At 56.0% G+C, this 17,756-nt stretch carries 14 protein-coding genes; 12 read left to right on the forward strand and 2 right to left on the reverse strand.

Going from position 1 to position 17,756, the window contains the following annotated elements; genetic code table 11:
- Positions 1-28: 28 nt before the first annotated feature.
- The 8 genes from MHH78_RS08870 (at position 29) to MHH78_RS08905 (ending at position 10,323) form a co-directional block, all read left to right on the forward strand.
- Positions 29-781, forward strand: coding sequence for a HesA/MoeB/ThiF family protein (locus MHH78_RS08870; protein ID WP_341167171.1), 753 nt, complete (start codon positions 29-31; stop codon positions 779-781).
- Positions 778-1,920: a homocitrate synthase/isopropylmalate synthase family protein gene (locus tag MHH78_RS08875; RefSeq protein WP_341167172.1), complete on the forward strand. Its 1,143-nt coding sequence runs from the start codon at positions 778-780 to the stop codon at positions 1,918-1,920. Before MHH78_RS08870 ends, MHH78_RS08875 begins: the two co-directional genes overlap by 4 nt.
- A gap of 396 nt (positions 1,921-2,316) precedes the next feature.
- On the forward strand, positions 2,317-3,087 hold the full coding sequence (locus MHH78_RS08880; RefSeq protein WP_076083110.1) for a Cof-type HAD-IIB family hydrolase: 771 nt from the start codon (positions 2,317-2,319) through the stop codon (positions 3,085-3,087).
- 474 nt (positions 3,088-3,561) lie between these two features.
- On the forward strand, positions 3,562-4,788 hold the full coding sequence (locus MHH78_RS08885; protein ID WP_341167173.1) for a BclA C-terminal domain-containing protein: 1,227 nt from the start codon (positions 3,562-3,564) through the stop codon (positions 4,786-4,788).
- 343 nt (positions 4,789-5,131) lie between these two features.
- The gene (locus tag MHH78_RS08890; RefSeq protein ID WP_341167174.1) at positions 5,132-6,859 is read left to right on the forward strand and encodes a glycoside hydrolase family 13 protein; all 1,728 of its coding nucleotides are present in this window, start codon (positions 5,132-5,134) and stop codon (positions 6,857-6,859) included.
- Positions 6,860-7,156: 297 nt separating this feature from the next.
- Positions 7,157-7,894 carry a class I SAM-dependent methyltransferase gene (locus tag MHH78_RS08895; RefSeq protein ID WP_341167175.1) on the forward strand — a complete coding sequence of 246 codons (738 nt, stop codon included), beginning with the start codon at positions 7,157-7,159 and terminating at the stop codon, positions 7,892-7,894.
- 41 nt (positions 7,895-7,935) lie between these two features.
- Positions 7,936-8,931: an MBL fold metallo-hydrolase gene (locus MHH78_RS08900; protein ID WP_341167176.1), complete on the forward strand. Its 996-nt coding sequence runs from the start codon at positions 7,936-7,938 to the stop codon at positions 8,929-8,931.
- An 813-nt stretch (positions 8,932-9,744) separates the two neighbouring features.
- Positions 9,745-10,323 (forward strand): TetR/AcrR family transcriptional regulator, encoded by a 579-nt coding sequence (locus MHH78_RS08905; protein WP_341167177.1) that lies wholly within the window; start codon positions 9,745-9,747, stop codon positions 10,321-10,323.
- A 54-nt stretch (positions 10,324-10,377) separates the two neighbouring features.
- Here the strand turns inward: MHH78_RS08905 and MHH78_RS08910 are convergent, their stop codons facing one another.
- Positions 10,378-11,169, reverse strand: coding sequence for a hypothetical protein (locus MHH78_RS08910; protein ID WP_341167178.1), 792 nt, complete (start codon positions 11,167-11,169; stop codon positions 10,378-10,380).
- A 42-nt stretch (positions 11,170-11,211) separates the two neighbouring features.
- Positions 11,212-11,811 (reverse strand): phosphatidylglycerophosphatase A family protein, encoded by a 600-nt coding sequence (locus tag MHH78_RS08915; protein ID WP_036694809.1) that lies wholly within the window; start codon positions 11,809-11,811, stop codon positions 11,212-11,214.
- Between the two features lie 196 nt (positions 11,812-12,007).
- Here MHH78_RS08915 and MHH78_RS08920 point away from each other — a divergent pair, with 196 nt between their 5' ends.
- The 4 genes from MHH78_RS08920 to MHH78_RS08935 all read left to right on the forward strand — a co-directional run bounded on the left by MHH78_RS08920 (position 12,008) and on the right by MHH78_RS08935 (position 17,259).
- Complete coding sequence (locus MHH78_RS08920) at positions 12,008-13,129, forward strand: GerMN domain-containing protein (protein ID WP_341167179.1); 1,122 nt, start codon at positions 12,008-12,010, stop codon at positions 13,127-13,129.
- Positions 13,130-13,320: 191 nt separating this feature from the next.
- Positions 13,321-14,079, forward strand: a complete 759-nt coding sequence (gene rph, locus MHH78_RS08925; RefSeq protein ID WP_341167180.1) for a ribonuclease PH — start codon at positions 13,321-13,323, stop codon at positions 14,077-14,079.
- Between the two features lies 1 nt (position 14,080).
- Positions 14,081-14,722 carry an XTP/dITP diphosphatase gene (locus MHH78_RS08930; RefSeq protein ID WP_341167181.1) on the forward strand — a complete coding sequence of 214 codons (642 nt, stop codon included), beginning with the start codon at positions 14,081-14,083 and terminating at the stop codon, positions 14,720-14,722.
- 482 nt (positions 14,723-15,204) lie between these two features.
- The gene (locus MHH78_RS08935) at positions 15,205-17,259 is read left to right on the forward strand and encodes a glycosyl hydrolase family 18 protein (RefSeq protein WP_341167182.1); all 2,055 of its coding nucleotides are present in this window, start codon (positions 15,205-15,207) and stop codon (positions 17,257-17,259) included.
- Positions 17,260-17,756 lie beyond the last annotated feature (497 nt).

Here is a 17,756-nt window from a genome sequence, read left to right on the forward strand (position 1 = left end):
ATGAATTCAGTCACAGGGGGAGTCAGGGATGGAGCAGCTTGCCGGAGGGTTGGAGCTGGAACGGTACACCCGGCAGCTGAAGCTGCTCGGGGAAGACGGGCAGAAGGCGCTGAAGGAAGCGACGGTTATGGTCGCCGGAATCGGCGGGCTTGGCGGAACGGCTGCCCTCTATTTGGCGGCGGCTGGCGTGGGCCGGCTTATTCTGGCCCATGAGGGGGTCATTTCAGCCCCTGACCTGAACCGGCAGATTCTAATGGACAGTGAGCATCTCGGCCAGGAGCGAATGAGTACGGCGATTGCCCGGCTGAAGCAGCTGAATCCGCAGGTAGAGATTGAAGGCTATAATTCCAGAATTGAATATCCTCAGGCACGCCCCTGGGTAGAAGCGGCCGATCTTGTGATCGATGCCCGGTACGACTTCCCTGAGCGGTATGCACTGAACCGGCTGTGTGTCGATACGAATACACCTATGGTGGAGGCGGCCATGTATGGCTTTGAAATATCGCTTACTACGGTGATTCCCGGACTTACGCCTTGCCTTGAGTGCTTGTATCCGGTGGTGCCGCCGCAGTGGGAGCCGCTCGGGTTCCCGGTCCTGGGTGCCACCTCCGGGATTGCCGGTTGTCTGGCAGCGCTGGAGGCCGTAAAATGGATTACAGGGGTAGGGACAACTTACGCGGGCGTAATGCATCGCTTCAGCTCACTCGACTTCGCCTGTTATAGCGTCCGTATTGCCCGTAATCCGAATTGCGCTTGCTGCGGAGAGGGAGGTAAACCGTGAAACGTCTCAAGCTATGTGACACGACACTCAGGGATGGTGAACAGGCGGCTGGAGTATCATTCACGAGGGCGGAAAAGCTGGAAATCGCAAAGTTGCTGTCGGAGAGCGGAGTAGAGCAGGCAGAGGTAGGCATTCCTGCCATGGGCAAGCGGGAGCAGGAGGATATTGCCGCTGTTGCTGAGCTGGGATTACCCATGAAGCTAATGACATGGAACCGCTCGGTACCCGGGGATATTGACAAGGCCAAGGCTACCGGTGTGAGCTGGAGCCATATCTCCATTCCAGTGTCGGAGATTCAACTGCAGGGCAAGCTGGGGCTGACGCCCCGTGAAGGTCTGAACAAGCTGCTGCGTACCGTGGAATACGGGCTGCGGCAGGGCATGAGCGTATCGGCAGGTATGGAGGATTCCTCCAGGGCGGAGTTGAGCTTCCTGATCGAAGTGGTGAATACCTTATACAAGGAAGGCATCCGCAGGTTCCGGTATGCAGATACCGTCTCAGCCCATCATCCGGGCCAGATGGCAGAGCGGGTAAGCCGGCTGCTGGGAGAAGTGCCTGAGGATGTGGAGCTGGAGGTACACTGCCACAATGACTTCGGGCTGGCCTGCGCGAACACACTCAGCGGCATAGCTGCCGGAGCGGTGTGGGCCAGTACGACGGTGGCCGGGATCGGCGAGAGGACCGGCAATGCGGCCATGGAGGAAGTTGCCATGGCCTGGCGCTATTTGTACGGCGGGGAATGCGCGGTCCGGCTGGAGGGGCTGCAGGGCCTCGCCGACAAGGTCATTGCCGCGTCCGGCCGTAGTGTCGGCGATGCGAAGCCGGTCGTCGGGCAGCTCGCCTTCACCCATGAATCCGGGATTCATGTGGACGGGCTGATGAAGGAGCAGGAGACGTATCAGTTCTTCGATCCGGCGGTGGTTGGCCGGGCGCACCGCTTCGTGCTGGGCAAGCATTCCGGCAGCGGCGGCGTGGCCCATGTGCTGGAGCAGCAGGGACTTGCGGTCAGCGCCGAGACGGCCGGCCGTCTACTGGAGAAGGTCCGGGCCTACGCGGAGGCCCGCAAGGGCACTGTGCCGGAAGTCATGCTGCTGCAGTGGCTGATGGAAGAGCAGCAGCGCGCGCAGAATGCGGTTTAGGCAACGCACTAAAGAATTTAACAAAAAGCAAAAAGAAGCGGAGGGGAAATTTGGAACTGGAGGAGCGATAGCGACCGCCTTTGTGTTTGGATTTCTACCACGAGGAGTGGTTGCAATTAGGAAATCCAAAAAACAACAGCGGCCGGAAGTCCAAATGTTCACCGCAGTGACGACCAAGCTTTGAGTTCTACTATAAGTGCGTTTTATATATGCGGATGCATAAGCTGGGCTGTCCTCCATGTGGAGTGCGGCGCAGCTTTTTTTGGAATACAACGGCTGATGATATCCGGGGCTGGCAGGCCGGGGGGAGAATAGACTCTACTTTGACGGAGGATTTTGTTACAATTTGAGCAGGCTGTAAATAGGCAGAGCGTATGGAGAAGGGAAGGCATCACTTTGAAGAAAACGATTTTTTTCGATATTGACGGTACGATCTATGATGAAGACAAGAATATTCCGGCTTCCACCAGAGAAGCGATAGCGGAGCTGAAGAGACGCGGGCACCATGTAGCAATTGCTACCGGAAGAGCGGATTATATGTTCGAGGGGCTGCGCGAGGAGCTGGGAATTGACTCATATGTCTCGCTGAACGGGCAGTATGTAGTCTATGAAGGGAAGCCGGTGTACAAGAACCCGATTGCGACCAGCGTGCTGGAGGAGCTGACCTTGTTCGCGGAGAAGCTGGATCACCCTGTTGCGTATACGGATACGGCGGGCATGAGAGTGAATGTGGCCGATCATGAGTACATCAATACGAGCGTTGGTTCGCTGAAGCTGGTATTTCCGACGCATGACGCCGGATATTTCCTGAAGAATGACATTTACCAGGCGATGATCTTCTGTCCGCAGGAGAGTCAGCAGATCTATGCCGAGCGGTACCCGGAGCTGAATTTCATCCGCTGGCACCCGCTGTGTATGGATGTGCTGCCCGGCAACGGCTCCAAAGCGAACGGGATCGCGGAGATGTTGAAGGTGATCGGGGTGAAGAAGGAAGAGGTCTATGCTTTTGGCGATGGCCTGAATGATGTGGAGATGCTGGGGTATGTCGGGTATGGCATTGCCATGGGCAACGGCGAGAAGGCAGCGAAGGCGGCCGCCTCCTTCATTACGAAATCTGTCCGCGAGGACGGGATCTATGAAGGCTTGAAGATGGTCGGGCTGCTGTAAATAGGAGCACTCGGTTGCTATGGTCTCACTTCATTGAACTCTTGAGGGGATATTCTTACCTCCAGGGGCGTTGCCCGGAGCGGAAAGGCTTAGATGAGTATTTGATTGCAGTTTATGCAATGGAATACTCTTTTTTTTTGCATTTTGAACGGTTTCTATTGCACTCTATACAGCAGAGAAGTAGACGAATAGGTCCATCTGAGGACTCTGCACCGAAATCTACTGTATGAACTGCAATCAAATATGATCACCGGGGCAATCGAAGGCGGTTTGTCCGGCAATAGTATATGTTTTGGCTGGACGGGGTGTGATAGGGCGGGTGAACAATTTTGGCTCTGCGCAGATAAACTCAGCTTGTCCAACCGGTACAAATCACCCGTTTTCCAAAAATAAATATTTGCCTACGGGATGAATGTCCATGCCCCCTCTGGGTAAACGGAGTAGGATACATAAAGTCTATAGGAGGTGTCAAATATGGGTCGTACGGAACGTAAGAAGAAAAAGCGGAGCTGCACAGAGGAGTTTGCCGGATGCCCTCTGCCAAGAGCGAAACGTCCCGCGACAAAAGGGAAGGACAACAAATGCGGCTGCAAGAAAATTATCGTCAAACAGCAAATTGTCCGCGTCAATATTCCATTAGGTGCGCTGGGGGCCGCGGGTGCGGCAGGAGCCTTAAGCGCGGCAGGCGCTGTTGAAGCGCTGGGAGCGGCGGGAGCCGCAGGTGCAGCAGGTGCGCTCGGCGCAGCGGGAGCAGCCGGAGCGCTGGGCGAACAGGGAACCGCAGGGGCACTGGGGGCAATTGGCGCGGCCGGAGCACTTGGCGCCGCAGGTGCAGCCGGTGCCGCAGGTGCCCGTGGAGCAGCGGGAGCAGCCGGGCTGTTGGGCGCAGCCGGAGCAGTCGGGGGGCTGGGCGCAGCCGGTACCCAAGGTGCGCTCGGCGCTGCGGGAGCGGCCGGAGCATTAGGCGCGGCCGGAGCGCTGGGCGGGATCGGTCCCGCGGGCCCGGCGGGGCCAGCTGGAGCGGCAGGAGCCATCGGCCCGGCGGGGCCAGCTGGAGCGGCGGGAGCCATCGGCCCGGCGGGGCCAGCCGGAGCGGCGGGAGCTACCGGCCCGGCGGGGCCAGCGGGAACGGCAGGAGCTACCGGCCCGGCGGGGCCAGCGGGAACGGCAGGAGCAGCGGGGGCCACAGGTGCTACGGGAGTAGCGGGGCCCGCTGGAGCAACGGGTGCAACAGGAGTTGCCGGTCCAGCCGGGGCAACGGGAGCGACGGGTGCCACAGGGGCAGCCGGTGGAATTGCCCAGTTCGGATACGTCTATAACCTCGGCGCGCAGGTAGTGCCGATTGAGGCAGATGTGTCTTTTGATACGAATGGGTTGTTAACTCCCGGAATCACACATGCCCCTGGTACAACTACAATATCGGTAACCAATGCGGGGAGCTATGAGGTTAATTTCTCCGTATCCGGAGTGGAGCCCGGCCAATTTGCATTATTCGTAAACGGGGCGCAGGTTCCGGGAACAGTCTATGGTTCGGGTGCAGGCACCCAGCAGAACACCGGGCAGGCGATCATCGCATTATCGTCAGGCGATGTGCTGACGCTTCGGAATCACAGCTCGGCTGCCGCAGTCACTCTGCAGACGCTGGCTGGAGGAACACAAGCCAATGTCAATGCTTCGATTGTCATTAAGCAGCTGGCTTAGTACAGCATCAGTACCAAGAAGTGAATTCATTCACCATGAGCAATTTATGGGGTTCGGTTTAACGTATCACCGGTAATACATCAGACGATTTAGATGTACGGAATGCAATTAGGCGTACCGTATGTAGTGTCATCTTTCGGCTTTCGACCAGAATAATTTCACTCATTGGGCCGGATACGTACCGGCAGAAGGCGGGGTACCCGATCAGGTATCCGGCCTTTCTTTTTGCCGCAAAGGTCGATCAGGCATGTGAATACGAAGGTTGGTTGAAGGCGGTTGTTCTGGTTAAAATATATTAATGTGTCTTATGCAACAGGAATCGAGAGAAGCGGAGGTATCTGAAGTGAACCCTAAATGGTGGAAAGAGAGTGTTGTCTACCAGATCTATCCGATTAGCTTCATGGACAGTAACGGTGACGGCATTGGAGATCTGCGCGGGATCTTATCGAAGCTTGACTACTTGCAGGACCTCGGCGTGGATGTGATCTGGGTCTGCCCGATTTATAAATCCCCAAACCATGACAATGGCTATGATATCAGCGATTATTGCGACATTATGAAGGAATTCGGCACGATGGATGATTTTGACCTGCTGCTGCGCGAGATGCATTCCCGCGGGATGAAGCTGATGATGGACCTGGTGCTGAATCATACCTCGCATGAGCATCCGTGGTTCGTGGAATCCAGAAGCTCGAAGGACAATCCCAAGCGTGACTATTATATATGGCGAAAAGGTAAAAACGGCGGTCCGCCGAACAACTGGGAATCCTACTTCAGCGGTTCGGTCTGGGAGCTTGATCCCCGTACGGATGAATATTACCTGCATCTGTATTCCCGGTTCCAGCCAGATCTCAACTGGGAGAATCCGGCCGTCATCGACAAGCTGCACGAGATGGTGCAGTGGTGGCTGAAGAAGGGTGTAGATGGCTTCCGCTTCGATGCAATTGCCCATATCGTGAAGGCGGAAGGCTACCCGGATGCCCTGAATCCCGGCGGCACCCCTACTGTCCGTGCCTATGACATGTTCTCGAACCTGAATCATGTGCATACCCTGCTGCAGAATCTGCACGATCAGGTGCTCTATTACTACGACATCATGACGGTAGGGGAGACCTCCGGGCTTGGGCCAGAGCAGGCGCTGGATTATGTCGGAGACGGACGCCGCGAGCTGAATATGACCTTTCAGTTCGAGCATATGAATCTGGATGCCGCCTCGCCGGGCAGCGGGAAATGGGATGTGGTGCCCTGGAAGCTGACGGAGCTTAAGACCATCATCAGCGATTGGCAGACCGTCCTGCATAACCGGGGCTGGAACGCCAACTATCTGTGTAATCACGACCAGCCGCGCTCGGTCTCGCGGTTCGGCGATGACCTGTACTACCGGGTACCGTCGGCCAAGATGCTCGCCACCTTCATTCATATGCTTGAAGGCACGCCGTACATTTATCAGGGTGAGGAGATCGGCATGACCAATGTAGCCTTCGAGTCGATCGATGATTACCGGGATGTGGAGACCTTGAACTATTATGAGGAAAAGCGCAACGCCGGTGTTCCCGAAGCCGATATCATGGCTGCTATTCATACCAAAAGCCGCGACAATGCCCGGACTCCGATGCAATGGGATGATAGCGAGGATGGCGGGTTCACCACAGGTGTCCCGTGGATCAGGGTCAACTCGAACTCCCGGGAGATCAACGCGGCTAGCAGCGTCAAGGACCCGGACTCTATTTTCAACTATTATAAGAAGCTAATTCAGCTGCGCAAAAAACATCAGGTCATCGTCTATGGTGAATACGGACTCTTGCTGGAGGAGCATCCCGAAATCTATGCTTACACCCGGACGCTGGAGGATCAGCGGCTGCTCGTGATCCTGAATTTCTTCGGGCATGAGCCGGTATTCGAGCTGCCGGAGGAATTCCAGCCGGCCGCGAAGCTGGAGCTGCTGATCTCCAATTATGAGCCTGCTCAGGAGGAGGATCTCCAGCAGTTGAAGCTCCGCCCTTATGAAGCGCGCGTGTATCTGCAGCGGTTGGATAAGGGGTCTGCTAAAGCGAACCCAAGCGATAATTAAGCATAGAACCGAACGAATCCACAACCGACCTATAGATGTGCAGCAGTTCTGGCGGGAACGCCGGGACTGCTGTTTGTTATGCGGAAGACTGAATACATATACGTCGCGAAGTATTGAGAATTATTACGTTTTTAACCCGCACTGTGATCCTATTCCTTTAATTATAAATAAATGATTATGTGTTGCAGGTCTGTGACTTCGCTGGGCTTCTATAGTAAAAGGCGGTACAATAGGCGTTATTAGAGACAGGGATAAGCCCGTGCGGTGAAGCGGGGTATGGAGGGAGTTAGGAGAGAGATGAGTGAGTGGTATGAGCAATGTTTTGGCGAGGACTATCTGATTGTATACAGACACAGGGATTTCAGCGGTGCGCGTCATGAGGTGGAGAGCCTGATCCAGTGGCTTGGCCTGCCCCGGGGTGCGAAGGTGCTGGACCTCTGCTGCGGCATGGGCCGCCATTCGCTGGCTCTGTCGCAGGCTGGCTATGAAGTAACGGGCGTGGATCTGTCGGAGGTGCTGCTGCGTGAGGCGCGTGCGCAGGCGGGTGCGGAGCAGGTAACCTGGCTGCGCTCGGATATGCGTGAGCTTCCGCTTACGGGCGGCTTCGATGCTGTGGTCAATTTGTTCACTTCTTTTGGGTATTTTGAAGAGGATGAGGAGCAGATTAAGGTGCTTAAGGAGATCTGCCGGATGCTGAAGCCGGGTGGCCGGTTCCTCATTGATTTCCTGAACCCGGCTTACGTCATCCGCCATCTGGTGCTCCATTCGGTCCGGGAGGATGGAGATATCACGATTGACGAGACCCGCCGGATCGAGGAGGGGTATGTGAAAAAGGAGATCCTGCTGACCTCGAAGACCGGGAGCGCTCCGGCCCGCAAGTGCCAGGAACGGGTGAAGCTCTACACGCTGGAGGATTTCCGCAGAATGCTTGACGCTGCCGGGCTGCGGCTGGATACCGTTCACGGCGGCTACGATGAAGAGGAATATGACACGGAAGCCTCAGCCCGCATGATCTTCATGGGAGGCAGACCTTAGAGATGGCATCAGGGAGAGGGCTTAGAGGAGGCGAAGGAAGGTTGAACAAGGAGATGATTCAAGCTTGGGACGAAGGAGTTCTTCAGGTATCTGTTCCAATGGGGCTGCCGCTGCGCCAGGTTAACAGCTATCTTCTGCCGGACAAGGACGGCAGGGTTACAGTCATTGATCCAGGGCCGCATACACCGGCTGCCGAGCTTGCCTGGCAGGGGGTGCTCGAGGCGCTGAGCCTTACCTGGACGCAGGTGCGGGATATCGTGGTGACCCATCATCATCCCGACCATTACGGGCTGGCAGGCTGGATGCAGTCCCGCAGCGGAGCGCGGGTGTGGATGAGCGAGCGGGCGCATGCCGAGGCTGCCCTGGCCTGGGGGGACGAGGCGATTCTGAATGAGGCGCTGCCGCTCTTTTTCCGGCGGCATGGCATGCCGGAGGAGTGGCTTCGGGGTATCCGGGAGCATCTGGATAGCTTCCTGCCCGAGGTGACCCCGCAGCCGGAGGTCACCTATATCCATGCCGCGGAGCCGTTTGTGATGGGCAGCCGGAAATGGCAGCCCATTATCACAGGCGGGCATGCGCCGGGGCATGTGTCGTTCTACCACGGCGGCAGCGGGCAGATCCTCTGCGGCGATGCTGTGCTGCCGCAGATCTCGCCCAATGTCGGCCTGCAGCCGGGCAGCGATCCGCAGCCGCTGCTGACGTTCCTGGAGGGGCTGCGGGAGCTGCGCAGCCTGCGGGTTACGCTGGCGTTCCCGGGCCACCGGGAACCGTTCCAGGGGTTCACGGCGCGGGCGGACAGCCTGCTCCGGCACCATGAGGAGCGGCTGGATGCTACAGCCGCGCTGCTCGCGGGCGGACCGCAGAGCGGGTTCGCGGTCTGCGAGGGGTTGTTCCGCAGCCGGGTCGCGACAGCGCACCAGATGCGGTTCGCCATGAGCGAGGCGCTGGCCCATCTGGCCGAGCTGGTGCGCCGGGGGCGGGCGGCCGAGACGGAGGCCGGGCCAGGCGGCGGCCTGCTTTTCACGGCTGTGGAGTAGACTGGTGCGAGGAAGCGGTGCCGACTGCTGGCAGCAGATTACAAGATACTGTAATTTGCTGCCGATAGCCCGCTGCTCATCACATGTAGTTCATAACACATACACGTAGCTCATCACACTCAGCCAATTACAAGTAGCTCATAACACGTAACTCACAATTCATAACTCTTAAGCTCACAACCCGTAACTCACAACCCGTAACTCAATGGTCACAACCCGCTGCTGATACCCCGCTGCATACAACCCGCTGACGGAAAACCGCTCATTAGCCTGTTGTTACCCTCACACTATTCTGAGAAACTAGGGAACTGGAATTACTGGAAGAAATGGCTAATTCGTTGGTGAAAACTTGTAGCCTGAAAACAACACTACTCATCTCATCCCTCCTCCAAAGTCGGCTGTAAGCGGTGAGGTATGAGATTCAAAGGGATAAATCCCATTGATTTTGCTGAAAATGGCGGATGTGTAGAAATGAAAGGGATAAATCCCATTGATTCAGCTGAAAATGGCGGATGAGCAGAAATGAAAGGGATAAATCCCATTGATTCGGCTAGAAGTGGCGGATGGTCCGAAATGAAGGGGATAAATCCCACTGATTTGGATGAAAGTGGCGAATGATCCGAAATGAAAGGGATAAATCCCTTTGAGCAGTCTGAATGAAGAGCACAAATGCCCCTGAATTCGCCGAAAGCGGGCGGGGAGCGTAAATGAAGAGCACAAGTGCTCCTGAATTCTGCACACCTGTTGATTTTTTGACAACTGTTAAATATAATGAACCCAACTAAGAACTCAGGGGAAGGAGATGTAAGAGGGATGGCGGTGGACAGGCGGATTGGGAAGACGCGGGATGCTATTTTTAAGGCGTTTCTTAGTCTGATGGAAGAGAAGAGCTTTGAACAGATTACGGTACATGAGATTGCGGAGCGGGCTAATGTCAGCAGAGGGACTATCTATCTGCATTTTGTGGACAAATATGATCTGCTGGATCAGTGTGTTGAGAAGGAGATGACGGAGCTGCGTGACCGCTGTATGGGCGTCCAGGAGAGTCTGGATTTCACCTCTTCCGGTCCTCTGCTGCGTACGGCTGAATATGTGGAGCAGCATGCTGCCGTCTTCATTACACTCATTAATAACAGCGGCATTCCTGCCTTCAGAAGCCGTCTGCATGCCATGCTGATGGAGGGACTGGCGGAGCAGATCGATATGGAGGGTGTGAACCGGGGGATGAACAAGGAGATGCTGCTGCATTTTATGGCTTCGGCTGCCGTGGGAGTCATGGAATGGTGGATTACACACTCACTGCCTATTTCGGCCAAAAAGCTGATGGAGGATATCAGTATCCTCCTCGAACGCAACCAAATGGGACCGCAGCCGCTGGACGCTCTGCCCTAGACAATAATCTGACGGTGTCGTCCAGTGGCCTGCGGTCTGCAATTATCCCCATTCTTAAGAATCTGGCTGGATCACCTTCATCTTGGACGGGTTGTTGATTTTGTATTTGACCGGGTGCTGGGAGAGCTTCTTAGCCACAATCTTCGCTTCAAAAGAAACAGGGTCGCCCTCCTTCAGCTCCAGCTTCTTCAGCGTGGCACTATGGCTTGACCAGACTTCGTCAATGGCCAGCTCATGCCCTTCTATCGCTACATTGTCATAGATAATCACTTCATCATCGTTATCCGAAAAGTGGTTGGGAACGGTCGTGAATTCCTTGACAACCGCTGTAACCTTGAGCTTGTCTTCCGGCAGCTGCAGGGCGGGCTTCTTTTTGGAGGCGGCTGGCTTGCGCGGCTTCTCTGCAGGAGCTGCTGTCTCCGCAGCAGTCACGCCTCCAGCGGCATCAGCACTTCCCGCACCCTCCGCATCAGCCTCACCGCGAACCTCCTCAACCGGCTGGTTCTCCAGCAACTCGGCTTCTCCGGCAGCTTCTGCCGGGTCCTCGGACCGTGCATCTGCCGCCGCTTGCGCGCGCTGGCCGAAGCTGGCGGTCTGCATTTCTTTGAGGTACGCCGGGTGGATACAATGCTGCTGCTTATTCTCGAACTGGACCACCACCGTCTGATTATCCACAAACCCTATAATTTCACAAGGCAGGGTCAGGCCCTGCCGCTTGTACAGATAAGTCTTGACCCGGGTAGCTGAACCGGGCAGAAGATTCCATTCCTTACACCGCTCAATCCGCTCATCCTCACTCTCGAAATCCTGGACGGCCAGCGGCTCCACTACGAACGAATAGGTCATGCACACTTCGCACCTTTCCTTTTATGAATAGTAGCTCTCCTCTTATTCCGGCAACGTCTCCTCCAGCCGGCTGCGCCGTGCAGCCTCTTCCGCGTCCTCCGGGGCATGGGGCAGGCCCAGCTCCTGCTCGCGTTCCGCCTGCTTGCGGTGGGCGATCCGGCTGCTGGCCGCTGCGGCTACAGCACCTACGATATCATCCAGATAGGTATGGATCTGGCCGGTGGTTTTGTCATTCAGCCTCTCCAGTACGCCGGGCTTGAGCTTGTCCACGTAACCATAGTTGGTGAAGCCGATACTGCCATATACATTAACAATCGAGAAGGCGAGAATCTCGTCTACCCCGTACAATCCTTCATCGTTCTCAATCATATCCTGCAGCGGCGAGAACAGCTTGCCCTCCTCCGCCAGCACATCCAGCTGGATGCCGGTCAAGACTGCATTCTGCACCTCACGCTTGCTGAGGACCATCTCAACGTTATGAATACATTCTTCCATGGTCAGGCCCGGATAGTATTTCTTTTGCAGCATCATGACAAGCTCGGCAATCTCCTCCAGAGTGACCCCGCGTTTGTGCAGCCAGTACCGGGTCGCTTCGGCAACGGCTTTGCTGTTGAGGCTGTAAGGAATTTTGGCATCAGTCATAGGAAGTCCTCCATTCGTGAGTCGGGTGTGATTTGGGTATGTACTAAATTGTACGCAAGCGGCAGACCGATGTCCAGAAACGTCCGGAATAGAACTTCTGTAATTTAGGATAAGCTGTTGTTATTTTTTGGACACAGGGCTCGTATACATAGCAGTACAAACTGATCTTAGCGCTAGAAAGGGGTAATGAAGATTGATGAAACCAGTGAAACACCTCCGCGGGGCGTCTGCCGCTTGCCTGCTGGCCGTTCCGCTTGTGCTCTCCGGCTGCAGTCTGTTCGGTTCAGAATCCGCCGCTGTGGACCCGCCTCCCGCCGCCGTAGAAGCGCAAATGCTGCAAGTGAGCGGGGAAGATACGCTGGATACCGGTGTATTCGGACCGGCCTCCATGGATGAGACTGATCTGTCTGCCGGGGTGAAGGATACCGGTGCGCCTGCTGTAGCCGGGGAGCGGACTACTGTGTATCTGGAGGATCAGAACGGTCTGCTGGCTCCGGTGGCTCTGTCTTTTCCGAAAAGCGAGGACACGGTCATGCTGAAAAATTCCCTCACGGCACTGGTCAGCAAGGGGGATTACGCGTCTGCCCTGCCTAAGGGCTTCCAGGGCGTACTGCCCGCAGGGACGATAGTGAATCAGGTGTCGGTCGGCCAGGATCATGTGGCAATTGTTGAATTCAACTCGGCGTTTAACGACTACGATCCTGCAGATGAACGCAAAATTCTCGAAGCGCTGACCTGGACATTGACCGGGCAGGACGACATTAAGGGAGTGCAGCTCTGGGTCGATGGCAAAAAGCTGACTGAAATGCCGCTGCAAGGCACACCGCTGGATCGTCCGCTGTCCCGTACCATGGGTATTAATCTGCCAAAGCATAACGCACTGATGATGAACTCCAGTGCAGTCACGGTCTATTTTGCAGCTGCTTCACCGGATGGCGGCCACCAGTATTATGTTCCGGTTACCCGTTTTGTACCCGCTGGCGGGGATACGGTGAAGGCAGCTCTGAGCGAGCTGATTGCCGGACCGCAGTCCGAGAACGGCCTGGAGATGGTCATGACGCAGGGAACGGTAGTTGATTCTGTAAAAGCAGGGCAGAACGGGGTAGTCACCGTATCGCTGACCGATGATATGTTCGAAGGCAGCACAAGCATTCCCGAGGAGATGCTGGAGTCGGTCGTGCTGACAGTGGCCCAGAATACAGATGATTCGCTGGTACAGATCCGTCTGAACGGCAAGGATACGGTTACGGGCACCAATAACGTCGATTACGGCCAGCCGGTCTCCGCGCCGGAATATGTGAACGAACTGCCGCTTTAGGCCGAAGCCGCCGGTTTAAAAAGATGCTTTTGTGCCTACTCTTTGATAGAATAAAGTATTGTTCATCCGAATAACGGGTCAGGAGCAGCGGTGCCGTTCTCTTCCATAGGGGGCGGCACCCGTTTCTGCGTATAAGATACGGATGAATGCATACCCAAACTTTGCGCTATACGATGTAGGAGGCAGAAAAGATGAGATCAAACAGACGCAACGAAGACCAGCTCCGGCCACTGACGATAACGACCCAGACCAACAAATATGCAGAAGGCTCCGTCATCATTGAGATGGGAGATACCAAGGTTATCTGTACGGCAACCGTGGATGAGAAGGTCCCGCCGTTTCTAAAGGGACAAGGCAAGGGCTGGGTAACCGCCGAATATTCGATGCTTCCCCGCGCGACCCAGACCCGCAACCAGCGTGAAGCTGCACGCGGCAAGCTGACCGGGCGGACCATGGAAATCCAGCGCCTGATCGGACGGGCCCTGCGTTCGGTGGTAAATCTGCAGGCGCTCGGCGAACGCAGCATTACGCTGGACTGCGATGTCATTCAGGCAGACGGGGGAACGCGGACGGCTTCGATCACGGGTGCTTTTGTAGCGATGGCCTTCGCCATGAACAAGCTTGTCCTCCAGAATAAGCTGACGGTCTTCCCGATTACAGACTACCTGGCAGCCATCAGTGTGGGTGTCGTTGGCGACAAGACGCTGCTCGATCTGAATTATGAAGAGGATTCCAAGGCGAAGGTGGATATGAACGTGGTCATGACAGGCAGCGGCGCTTTCGTTGAGGTTCAGGGCACGGGCGAAGAGCGGCCGTTCACCCGCCAGGAGCTGGACCAACTGCTGGGTCTCGGAGAGAAGGGGATCTACGAGCTGATCGCTGTGCAAAAAGAAGTCCTCGGCGCCATAGCGCTCAAAATCCCTGCCGGCCAGCCCGGTCAAGAGGTGTAGGATGAAGTCCGGCAGCGGAATTCTGATTGTCGCGACGAAGAACAAAGGCAAGGTGCGGGAGTTCCAGCATGCCTTTGCTCCCTTGGGACTTACGGTCAAAAGCATGTATGACTACCCGGATCTGCCGGATGTGGTCGAGGACGGGGCCACTTTTGCCGAGAATGCCTTCAAGAAATCCCGCGCCGTAGGGGACGCTCTTGGGCTGCCTGTGTTGGCAGACGATTCCGGTCTGTGCGTAGAGGCGCTGGACGGAAGCCCCGGCGTATACTCGGCCCGTTATGCCGGCGAGGCGGCGGATGATGAGGAGAATAATCTGAAGCTGATGAGCGAGCTGGAGCGGCTGAAGCAGGGGGAGGATACCGGACAGCCGCTGCTGAGTCCCGCCCGGTTCGTCTGTGCCCTGTCGCTTTATGATCCGGCAGACGGCCGGGAATGGACGGCTGAGGGTACGGTTGAAGGCTGGATTACCTCAGAGCCGGCGGGTGCCGGTGGGTTCGGCTATGACCCGCTGTTCTATCTCCCGGAATACGGGAAGACGATGGCTGAGCTGACGCTTGAGGAGAAGCAGTCGATCAGCCACCGCGGGACGGCGCTGCGGCGTCTGACCGAGAAGCTTGCTGCTGCGCAGAGCGGCGGTAAATAGAAGAGTTGGAATCTTGGAAGCAGCCCGTAAGCAGAATATGCTCGGGGCTGCTTCTGTTTTTTTAGATAATAATCCCCCCTGATTATGGAAATTTATCCCTAGCATATCCTCCGGCTTTGTATGAGAATAAGAGTTGACTTCACCCCTTCGCAGGTCCTGCATCCTTCCGCAAATCGTCGCAATCCACCCACCCTGCCCTGTACCAAACAACAACGTAGGCCGTAGCGGAGCGAGTGATCCGTATGCTGCTGAACTGCGCTTTTTTTGAGCTGTATTTCACTATTCTACCAGTCAGTTTGCCAGGAGTTTAATAGTTTCACAGGGTGAAGGTCAAGGCCAATCGGGTCCGGGAGGTGAACGCTGAGCTTTCTCATGCGCGGCAAGGGAAGAACGGTCACTTAATATCCTTGATGGCAAAGACGCATGGATGTCCATGAAGCAGGCTTACAGGTTACGCATTGAACCGGGGAGGTAATCACGAAATGGCCTTTATCAAAAGCAAATCCTTTGTGCTTGGCTTGGCGGCAGTCTTTTTCCTTACTCTTTTTTCGGCTTTTGGTGCAAACAGCAGAACTGTTCAGGCAGCCGGAGACTACAAGATTGTCGGCTACTATGCTTCATGGGCCGCCTACGGGCGGGCTTATAATGTAACGGATATCGATCCCGGCAAAATGAATGTCATCAACTATGCCTTTGCCGACATCTGCTGGAACGGAATACACGGCAATCCCGATCCGACCGGGCCGAATCCGGTCACCTGGTCCTGCCAGAACGAGCAGGGACAGGCGATCAGCGTACCCAATGGCACCGTAGTGCTGGGCGATCCCTGGATCGATGCCCAGAAAAGCTTCGGCGATGATAAATGGGATGACCCGATCAAGGGGAATCTGAAGCAGCTCTGGAAGCTGAAGGAAAAGAATCCGAATCTGAAGACAATGATCTCCGTCGGGGGCTGGACCTGGTCCAACCGCTTCTCGGATGTGGCTGCCACGGCGGCAACCCGTGAGGTGTTCGCCAACTCCTCCGTGGATTTCATCCGCAAATACAAGATGGACGGTGTCGATCTGGACTGGGAATACCCGGTCAGCGGCGGACTTGCGGGCAACAGCTACCGTCCTGAGGATAAGCAGAACTACATCCTGCTGCTCCAGAAGATTCGGGAGAAGCTGAATGCCGCCGGAGCTGCCGACGGCAAAACGTATCTCCTGACCATTGCCTCCGGTGCAGGCCCCACTTACATCCAGAATAACAATCTCAGCGGAATCGCCTCCGTGGTGGACTGGATCAACATTATGACTTATGACTTTAACGGCAGCTGGAATCCCACTACCGGCCACAATGCGCCGCTGTATTATGACCCGGCAGCCGCTTCATCAGGGTTGACCGAGCCGGCGAATTATAACATCGACAAGGCGGTGACCAGCTATCTGAGTGCAGGCGTACCGGCAAATAAGCTGGTGCTCGGCATGCCGTTCTACGGCCGGGGCTGGGGCGGGGCTCCTGCTGTGGGCAACGGTCAGTATCAAGTGTCCGCCGGGATCTCCCAGACCGGAACCTGGGAGAAGGGCAACTACGATTTCAGTGATCTGGAGGCCAATTATATCAATAAGAACGGCTACACCCGTTACTGGAACAACACCTCCAAGGTCCCTTATCTCTATAACCCGTCCAATCAAACCTTCATCAGCTATGATGATGCCGAATCCATCGGCTTCAAGGCCAGCTATCTCAAGAGCAAAGGCCTGGCCGGAGCGATGTTCTGGGAGACCAGCGGAGACCGCAACAAGACGCTGCAGACCAAGCTCAGCGCAGAGCTGGGTGGCGGAGTGGTGACACCAACGGCTACGCCGACCGCGACCGTGACGCCGTCAGCCACGCCAACAGCTACGGTGAAGCCATCGGCTACGCCGACTGCAACCGTAACGCCAACGGCAACGGTAAAGCCAACGGCCACGCCGGCCGCGACAGTGACGCCAACGGCCACGCCGACCGCAACCGTGACGCCAACGGCAACGGTGAAGCCAACGGCTACGCCGACCGCGACCGTGACGCCAACGGCAACGGTGAAGCCAACGGCCACGCCGACCGCAACCGTGACGCCAACGGCTACGCCGGGGCAATGCTCTACGGCAGCCTGGAGTTCCACCGTTGTCTACACACAGGGCCAGCAAGTCTCCTATGGCGGGCTGATCTATCAGGCCCAGTGGTGGACGCAAGGGGACCGGCCGGATCTTAGCGGAGCCTTCGGGGTGTGGCGGGTGACCGGAACCTGCGGTAACGCTACTCCGCAGCCGACAGCCACGCCACTCCCGACAGTAAGTCCTTCGGCTACGCCGACAATAGCGCCAACTTCTACTCCTGTAATGACGCCAGTCCCTTCGGCTACCCCAGGTGCTGCTGTCTGGAAAGCGGGCACCGCTTATAGTGTCGGCAATATCGTAACTTACAGCGGGCAATCCTACACCTGCCTGCAGGCGCATACCTCACTTGCCGGCTGGGAACCGAATGTCACTCCTGCGCTCTGGAAGCTGAACTAAAGGCGGAGCGGATTATAGAACAAGGAACGGTGCCGGCTTTTAAGCTGGCACCGTTTTTAAGTGCTTTTTAGAATGATACGTTGCTACGAGCGATCCTGCTGTTTAGTCTGCTTGCTATTATGAATAGTGAGCGGACACAGTTGGAAAAAAGGCATTTAATTTCGCTGAAACGCTGTCCTTGAAGGAAGCAGTTGGAAAAAGTACAGTTAATCCGCCGTACTCTCTCGATTCACGGGAAAAAAGGACTGGTTAAGTGTTGTTTTTCCAACTATTTTCTCTATGTGCCACAATGACCCCGAATTAGATGTACAGTATCCACTTGCTTCATCCGCCGCGGTTCAAACTAACAGATAAAGTACATCAAGTTGTGCTGAAACGACACAGTGTTATTGTCTAGCGTAACTATTTACACACCCGTCAGCCCCTCACCGCATAATCTCAGGTTTCAGTCCCAGCGCGGTGGTTTGCACCATCTCTATAGCTAATTCCGTTCCTTG

The sequence above is a fragment of the Paenibacillus sp. FSL H3-0333 genome (genome assembly GCF_038002805.1).
GTDB lineage: Bacteria > Bacillota > Bacilli > Paenibacillales > Paenibacillaceae > Paenibacillus_AQ > Paenibacillus_AQ silagei.

Excerpts from the sequence above, each read along its gene's own strand:
- MHH78_RS08870 (WP_341167171.1), top strand. The coding sequence starts at position 29 with ATGGAGCAGCTTGCCGGAGGGTTGGAGCTGGAACGGTACACCCGGCAG.
- MHH78_RS08885 (WP_341167173.1), top strand. The coding sequence starts at position 3,562 with ATGGGTCGTACGGAACGTAAGAAGAAAAAGCGGAGCTGCACAGAGGAG.
- MHH78_RS08895 (WP_341167175.1), top strand. The coding sequence starts at position 7,157 with ATGAGTGAGTGGTATGAGCAATGTTTTGGCGAGGACTATCTGATTGTA.
- MHH78_RS08905 (WP_341167177.1), top strand. The coding sequence starts at position 9,745 with ATGGCGGTGGACAGGCGGATTGGGAAGACGCGGGATGCTATTTTTAAG.
- MHH78_RS08910 (WP_341167178.1), bottom strand. The coding sequence starts at position 11,169 with ATGACCTATTCGTTCGTAGTGGAGCCGCTGGCCGTCCAGGATTTCGAG.
- MHH78_RS08915 (WP_036694809.1), bottom strand. The coding sequence starts at position 11,811 with ATGACTGATGCCAAAATTCCTTACAGCCTCAACAGCAAAGCCGTTGCC.
- MHH78_RS08920 (WP_341167179.1), top strand. The coding sequence starts at position 12,008 with ATGAAACCAGTGAAACACCTCCGCGGGGCGTCTGCCGCTTGCCTGCTG.
- rph (WP_341167180.1), top strand. The coding sequence starts at position 13,321 with ATGAGATCAAACAGACGCAACGAAGACCAGCTCCGGCCACTGACGATA.
- MHH78_RS08930 (WP_341167181.1), top strand. The coding sequence starts at position 14,081 with ATGAAGTCCGGCAGCGGAATTCTGATTGTCGCGACGAAGAACAAAGGC.
- MHH78_RS08935 (WP_341167182.1), top strand. The coding sequence starts at position 15,205 with ATGGCCTTTATCAAAAGCAAATCCTTTGTGCTTGGCTTGGCGGCAGTC.